Raw genomic sequence first — 5,050 nt, forward strand, 5'->3', positions numbered from 1 at the left:
CACGACGTGCGCCCCCGCGTCGCGGGCCGCGGCGCGCGCGGCGGGCGACGGGTCGACCGCGACGACGTGCGCACCCGCCGCCGCCGCGACCATGACGGCCGACAGCCCGACGCCGCCGCAGCCCAGCACCGCGACCTCGTGCCCGGCGCGCACCGCGGCGTGCACCGTGACGGCGCGGTACGCGGTCGCGAACCGGCAGCCCAGCGCCGCGGCCGCCACGGGCGACAGGCCGTCCGGCACGCGCACGAGGTTCGTGTCGGCGTGGTCGAGCGCGACGAGCTCCGCGAACGACCCCCACTGCGTGAACCCCGGCTGCGTCTGGTGCGGGCACACCTGCTGGTCGCCCGCGCGGCACGTCGCGCACGCGCCGCACGCCATGACGAACGGCACGGTCACGACGTCGCCCGCGCGCCAGCCGCGCACGTCGGGGCCGACCTCGACGACCGTGCCCGCGAGCTCGTGCCCCGGCACGTGCGGCAGCCGCACGTCGTCGTCGTGGCCCTGCCACGCGTGCCAGTCGGACCGGCACACACCCGTCGCGGCGACGCGGACCACCACGCCGTCGGGCGGGCACACCGGGTCCGGGACGTCACGGACCTGCGGGAACACCCCGAACTCGTCGACCACCAGCGCGCGCACGGGCCCATCCTGCCCCGCGCGCCGGCGGACGCGCCGAGGCCGGGCCGACGCACGGCGCGTCGACCCGGCCCCGGCCTCGGCCCTCAGGACGCGAGGAACTCCAGCAGCGCGGCCGTGACCTCCTGCGCGTGCGTCCACAGCAGACCGTGCGGCGCGCCCTCGACCTCGACGTACGTGGCCTGCGGCAGCAGCGCGTGGAACGGCCGGCCGGTGGCGTCGATCGGCAGGATCCGGTCCCCCGTGCCGTGCAGGATCAGGGTCGGCACGTCGATCGCGGCGATGTCGGCGCGCAGGTCGGTGTGCCACGTCGGCACGACCTCCCACGCGGCCCACGGCGCGGCGCCCGCGGCGACCTGCCACGAGCCGCGCACCGCGGCCTCGCTGATGCGCGAGCCGAGGTTCTCGTCGAGGTTGTAGAAGTTCTGGAAGAACTCGTCGTACCAGGCGAACCGGTCGCGCTGCGCGTTCGCCGCGATCTCGTCGAACGCGCTCTGCGGCAGGCCGTGCGGGGTCTCGTCGGTCTGCAGCAGGAACGGCTCGATCGACGCGAGGAACGCGGCCTTCGCGACGCGGCCCGAGCCGCGCGTGCCCAGGTAGCGGCCGACCTCGCCCGTGCCCATCGAGAACCCGACGAGCACGACGTCGCGCAGGTCGAGGGTCGTCAGCACCGCGTCGAGGTCCGCGGTGAACGTGTCGTAGTCGTAGCCCTGCGTGGCCTTGGTGGAGCGGCCGAAGCCGCGACGGTCGTACGTGACGACGCGGTACCCGGCGTCGAGCAGCGCGACGGTCTGCTTCTCCCACGAGTGCCCGTCGAGCGGGTAGCCGTGGATGAGCACCACGGGCTGCCCGCTGCCGTGGTCCTCGTAGTAGAGCTCGACGGTCTGGTCGGTGGCGGTGCTGGTGACGTACGGCATGCCCCTTGCCTTCCTTCGTCGCGGCGCCCGACGGTCGCGGGCGCTGAGGGCCCGGCGTGCACCGGGCGCCGAGTGCATCGTGCAGCACCCGCGGCGCGGCCGCCCGGCGTCCGTCCGTCCCCCGGCGCCTGGTGCGACGCCGGCGCGACCTCAGGGCGCGGCGGCCGGGTCCTGCGCGGGCCGCCACGGGCCCACCCGCACGGTCGCCCCGGCGAGCACGTCGAGCGACGTCGGCAGCGCCAGGTCGACGTCGGGGCCGCCCGGGACCGGACGGACCGTGACCCGCACCGCGACGTCCGGGTCGTTCGTCGTCGACATCGCACCCCACCGCACCTGCGCGTCGGCCGCGTCGCCCGGTGCGAGGACCGTGGTCGGCGGCGCGTCGGGCGCGACCACGTCGACGAGCTGCGTGAGGTCCGGCACGGGCGTGCCGGACGCGCGCGTGAACGCGAGCGCCGGGACGCCCGCGAGCGCGCACGGCGTCGCGCCCGCGTTCGTCGCGCGCAGGAACAGGAAGCGCGAGCCGGCCGCCGCGTCGGTGCCCGTGACCTCGACGGCCAGCGCGTCGCCCGGGCAGACCGCGACGCCGTCGACCGTCGCGCCCGGCGTGGGCGCGGGGGCGGGCGCGACGCCGCCCGACCCGACCGTGCCGGGCACGCCCACGTCGTCCGCGCGCACGTCGTAGGCGACCGGTTCGCCCGGCTGCACGAGGGCGTCGAGGCGGCGCGCGACCTCGCTGCGGTACGCGTCCGCCTCGGTCTCGACCGTGAGCGACGCCGACGCGGGCGCCCCGCCCGTGAGGACCACGCGGTACACGCCCTCCCAGCCGGCGACGTCGACCGCCAGCGCGACCGCCTCGCCACCGGGCCACGCACCCGCGTGCACCTGCCGCACCTCGACCCACGGGTGGTCGGCGCCCACGGTCGTGGGCGGCAGGTCCACCGCGTCGACCGCACGCACCGCGCCGGCCACCTGGTCGCCGGAGGTGACCAGGACGTGCGCGGACTCGGGGCCCACCCAGACCGACGTCGCGCCGGACGCGGCGAGCACCGCGGCCGCGGCGGTCGCCGGTGCCGCGTCGCCGCCGGGCGTGAGCACGACCTCGAGCGTGCGCTGCGTGCCGTGCACGCCGAGCCACCACGTCCACGGCGCGCCGGGGTCGGCCGTCGCGAGCACGGCGGACGCGAGGTCCGGCACGGCGGACGCCTGCGCGACCCCCGCGTCGACGCCCAGCTGCCACCGGGCGGGGTCCGCGCCGGGGTCCGTGCCGTCGGCGTCGTCCGGGCCCGTGAAGCGGCACGTGACCGCGAGCTCGTCCGTCGCGCCCGCGAGCGCGTCCCGCACCTCCCGCGCGGCGGCGCGCAGCGCGGCGGGCGGCCGCGGGTCGCCGTCCACCGTCGCGCACCCCGCGGCGCCCGGGAGCCGGTCGGCCACGCCCGGGACGCGCAGCAGCAGCGCCGCGACCACCGCGAGCACGAGCACGGCGACCGCGACGGCGAGCGAGCGACGCCGGTGCGTCGTGTCGGGTGCGCCGGCAGCGGGCGCCCCCGGTGCTCGGTCGGCGCGGTGCGGCCCGTCGCCCGGCGCGGCGGGCGGGGTCGGCGGTGCGACGCTCACGCCTCGGGACCCTACCCGCGCCGCACCGCCGCGGTCGGGCGTCCCGGGAGGACCGAGGTCAGATCGCGCAGCCTCGCCGACGCACCCGTGGCGGCCGTGGTGGCCGTGGTGGCCGACGCGTCGCAGGTCGTCGCCGCGGTGGTGCCGGTGCGCGACGCGCGCTGACGGCGCCGCCCCGGCAGGGCCGCGGTCAGCGCGCGCCGCGCGCCAGCTCGGCGAGCAGCAGCACGTCGTGGCCGTCGGTCCACGTGCCGTGCCGCACGACCGCGAGCCCCGCGTCCGCGACCTGCGCGTCGAGCGCCTCGACGGTCGCGAACTCGGCGTGCCGCTGCGGGTACGGCGGCTGCGACCCGGGCTGCTCGCGGTGGTGCTGCGCGGGGTCGTAGCTCGCGAACGTCGCCGTGACCACGCGGCCCGCGGGCCGCAGCACGCGCGCCCACTGCGCGACGACCGCGGGCGTGCCGGGGATGAGGTGGAGGCCCGTCACGCACGTCACGAGGTCGACGCACGCGTCCGGCAGCGGCAGGTCACGCGCGTCGGCCTCCCGCAGGTCGGCCCCCGGCAGGTGCCCGCGCGCGACGGCCAGCATGCCCGCCGACACGTCGACGCCGACGAGCCGCAGGTCCGCCCCGCCGGGCCGCTCGCGCAGCGCCCGGAGCACCAGACCGGTGCCGGTCGCGACGTCCAGCACGTCCGCGACGCCGTCGAGGTCGACGAACGCGGCGACCGCGGCCGCCAGGTCGCGGTGCATGGCGCTGCCGTCGTACGACGGCGCGCGGTGGTCGAAGCGGTCCCGGACGGCCTGCACGACGTCGTCGCTCACGCCGCGAGCCTAGGACCGGCAGGGCGCGCGGCACCGGGACCGTCGGCCCGCGCGCCCGGTGCCGCGCCGCGCGTCCTCGTCAGCGCGCCCGGGAACGCCGACGCACCTGCCGTCGGCCCGCGAGCGCCGCGCACCGCTCGCCGGCTCACGCTGGGACGCGGGCGCGACGGCGCACGTCAGCCGAGCCGCACGCCCGGGACGCGGGCGACGTCGTCGAGCGTGAGCAGGTCGGCGCTCGTGACGACCCCGCGCCCGCGTGCGGCGGCCGCGGCCTCGACCGCCCGCGCCGCGAGCAGCCCGGTGGCGGCCGACTGCCCGCGACCGTGCGCGGCGACGCGCTCGCCCGTGCGCCGGTTGACGGCCCCGACCTCCCAGCGGTCGTCCCCGACGTGCGGCATGCGCGCGACGAGCGCGCGCAGCGCGGGGAACCGGCCGACCAGCGCGAGCGCGGCGGTCGTGGCGGCGCCGCCGGCAGCGAGGTAGCTGCGGACGGTGACGCCGCGCGCGCGGCCGACGAGCACGTGGTCGGGGAAGTCGGCCCGCAGCAGGCGCCGGGTGCCCGAGCGCGTCGGCAGCACGCGCGCCGAGCGCAGGTTGATGACGGTGCCGCCCTCGGGCGGGTCGTGCAGCGCCGCGCCCGCGAGCCCGGCGGTCCACGCGACCGCCGCGTCGCCGTGCGTCTCGCCGGTGCCGAGCAGCACCGCGACGTCGATCTCGTCGCCCGGCCGTGCGTCGAGCGACGCGACCAGCACGGTGCTGAGGCCCGGCACGAGCCCGGCCCCGAGCACGAGCGTGCCGCCGGGTGCCACGGCCGCCGCGAGCCCGTCGAGGTAGCGGCCGGTCGCGGAGGCGTCGACCAGCGGGGTGCGGCCGACGGCGCGCGCGAGCGCGGGGTCCTCGACGGCGGACGCGTGCAGGACGACGTCGTGCTCGGCGGCGGCCTCGCGCACGCGGGCCAGGCCGTCGGGGGCGCGCAGGTCGACGCGCAGGTCCACGCCGGGCCCGGGCGTGCGGCCGGCGCCGGTGACGTGGTGCCCGGCGGCGCGCAGCGCGTCGG

General features: G+C 79.2%; 5 protein-coding genes. All 5 read right to left on the reverse strand.

Going from position 1 to position 5,050, the window contains the following annotated elements; all coding sequences use genetic code 11:
* On the reverse strand, window positions 1–639 hold a 639-nt coding region (locus CS2_RS17640; protein ID WP_156442206.1), incomplete at its 3' end, for an alcohol dehydrogenase catalytic domain-containing protein.
* A gap of 83 nt (window positions 640–722) precedes the next feature.
* Window positions 723–1,553, reverse strand: a complete 831-nt coding sequence (locus CS2_RS17645) for an alpha/beta fold hydrolase (protein ID WP_046529114.1) — start codon at window positions 1,551–1,553, stop codon at window positions 723–725.
* 150 nt (window positions 1,554–1,703) lie between these two features.
* Complete coding sequence (locus CS2_RS17650; protein WP_070320952.1) at window positions 1,704–3,170, reverse strand: DUF4232 domain-containing protein; 1,467 nt, start codon at window positions 3,168–3,170, stop codon at window positions 1,704–1,706.
* Between the two features lie 190 nt (window positions 3,171–3,360).
* Window positions 3,361–3,993: a class I SAM-dependent methyltransferase gene (locus tag CS2_RS17660; protein ID WP_070320954.1), complete on the reverse strand. Its 633-nt coding sequence runs from the start codon at window positions 3,991–3,993 to the stop codon at window positions 3,361–3,363.
* A gap of 176 nt (window positions 3,994–4,169) precedes the next feature.
* Window positions 4,170–5,050, reverse strand: an 881-nt coding sequence (locus CS2_RS19220) for a saccharopine dehydrogenase family protein (protein WP_082740346.1), incomplete at its 5' end; no start/stop codon positions are given.

Origin of the sequence: Cellulomonas iranensis NBRC 101100 = JCM 18110, from assembly GCF_001552375.1 — a bacterium.
Taxonomy (GTDB): domain Bacteria; phylum Actinomycetota; class Actinomycetes; order Actinomycetales; family Cellulomonadaceae; genus Cellulomonas; species Cellulomonas iranensis.